The organism is Streptomyces sp. URMC 126 (genome assembly GCF_051386555.1).
Classification (GTDB): Bacteria; Actinomycetota; Actinomycetes; order Streptomycetales; family Streptomycetaceae; genus Streptomyces.
Window position 1 is genome coordinate 1 of record NZ_JBPQTX010000559.1, and the last position, 2,209, is coordinate 2,209.

Here is a 2,209-nt window from a genome sequence, read left to right on the forward strand (position 1 = left end):
GCCCGCTGCTCCGCCGGGGCGTCCGGCCGCGCCCCCTCCGCGACCACCGCCACTCCGGACACTCCCGCCACTCCCCTCGCCTCCGTCGCCGTGGTCGGCCTCGGGACGATGGGTTCCGGCATCGCCGAGGTCCTGGTCCGGGCCGGCCGCGAGGTGGTCGGCATCGACGTCAGCCCCGACGCGGCCGCCCGCGCCGTCGAGACGCTCACCGCCGCCACCGCCCGCGCGGTCGCCCGCGGCAAGCTCACCGAGGACGAACGCCGCGCCGCGCTGGGCCGGTTCCGTACCTCGCTCGACCTCGCCGACGCCGCCGGCGCCGACCTGGTGATCGAGGTCGTGCCCGAGGACTACGCGCTCAAGCACGACGTCTTCACCGCCCTCGACTCGATCGTGGCCCCCACGGCCATCCTGGCCACCGGCACCAACGCGCTGTCCGTCACCCGGCTGGCCGCCGACTCCGCCCACCCCGAGCGGGTGCTCGGCCTGCACTTCTTCAACCCCGCCCCGGCCATGAAGCTGGTGGAGGTGGTCTCCTCGGTGCTCACCGCGCCGGCCGCCGTCGCCGCCGTCACCGAGCTCGCCCGCGACCTGGGCAAGGAGCCGGTCGCGGTGGGCGACCGGCCCGGCTTCGTCGCCGACGGCCTGCTGTTCGGTTACCTCAACCAGGCCGCCGCCATGTACGAGTCGCGGTACGCGTCCCGGGAGGACATCGACGCGGCGATGCGGCTGGGCTGCGGCCTGCCGATGGGCCCGCTGGCCCTGCTGGACCTGATCGGCGTCGACACCGCCCGGACCGTCCTGGAGGCCATGTACGCCGCCTCCCACGACCGGTTGCACGCCCCCGCGCCGATCCTCGGCCAGCTCGCCGCCGCCGGGCTGACCGGCCGCAAGGCGGGCCGCGGCTTCTACACCTACGCGGCCCCCGGTTCGTCCGAGACCGTCCCCGACGCCGAGACGCCCGGCGGCTCGGCGAACGCGACGGCCCTGCCCGGCACGGCGGGCACCGCGGGCGCGGCCGACACGGCGGGCGCGGCGACGGCCGGACGCCCGGTGCGGTCCGTCGGCGTCGTCGGCTCCGGGACGATGGCGAGCGGCATCGCCGAGGTCTTCGCCCGCGCGGGCCTGCCGGTGGTGCTCGCCGCCCGGACGCAGGCCAAGGCGGAGGCCGCCCGGGCCCGCGTCGCCAAGTCCTTGGCCCGGTCGGTGGACAAGGGCCGGCTCACCGCCGGGCAGCGGGACGCGGCGCTGGAGCTGATCGCTCCGGCCGGTTCCCTGGAGGCCCTCGCCGACGTCGACCTGGCCGTCGAGGCCGTCGCCGAGGACCTCACCGTCAAGCGGGAGCTGTTCGCCGCGCTCGACAAGGTCTGCCGCCCCGGCGCCGTCCTGGCCACCACCACCTCCTCGCTCCCGGTGATCGCCTGCGCCCGGGCGACCTCCCGCCCGCAGGACGTCGTCGGCATGCACTTCTTCAACCCGGCGCCCGCCATGAAGCTGGTGGAGGTGGTGCGGACGGTCCTGACCTCCGACGACGCGCACGCCACCGTCCGCCGGGTCTGCGCGGCCGTCCGCAAGCACCCGGTGGACTGCGGGGACCGCGCCGGCTTCATCGTCAACGCGCTGCTGTTCCCGTACCTCAACAACGCGGTCAAGATGGTGCAGGAGCACTACGCCTCGCCGGACGACATCGACACCGCCATGAAGCTCGGCGGCGGCTACCCGATGGGCCCCTTCGAACTCCTCGACGTGGTCGGGCTGGACGTCTCGCTGGCCATCGAGGAGGTCCTGCACCGCGAGTTCCGCGACCCCGGCCTGGCGCCCGCGCCGCTGCTGGAACACCTGGTCGCGGCGGGCTGCCTCGGGCGCAAGACAGGGCGTGGCTTCCGCGAGTATGCGCGGGCTTGACCCGAGCGGCGGGCTTGACCCGAGCAGGGGGCCGGGCGGGCGCGGCGGCTCAGCGGGCCCGGCCGCGCCCGGCGGCTCCACGGATCCCGGCGGGCCCGCCCGCTCCCGCGGCCGGGACGGGCCCCCACCCGAGGACACCACGGCCGGCTGGGGCGGCCTGCTGGAACCGGTCGGCGGTCCGTCCCGGCACGCCCGCGCGGGCGCGTGTTACGTTCCCCACATGTCCCAGCCCGCCAAGTCCGTCCGCTCCCCGCGCGGGACCGCCACCAGGGGCTCCGAGGAGCCCGGCCCACCCGGCCCGCCCCCC

1 protein-coding gene is annotated in these 2,209 nt (G+C 76.6%); it reads left to right on the top strand.

All coding sequences use genetic code 11. The features are described 5' to 3' along the window. Positions 1-90: 90 nt before the first annotated feature. The gene (locus tag ACSNOK_RS32660) at positions 91-1,902 is read left to right on the top strand and encodes a 3-hydroxyacyl-CoA dehydrogenase family protein (protein WP_436784413.1); all 1,812 of its coding nucleotides are present in this window, start codon (positions 91-93) and stop codon (positions 1,900-1,902) included. Positions 1,903-2,209 lie beyond the last annotated feature (307 nt).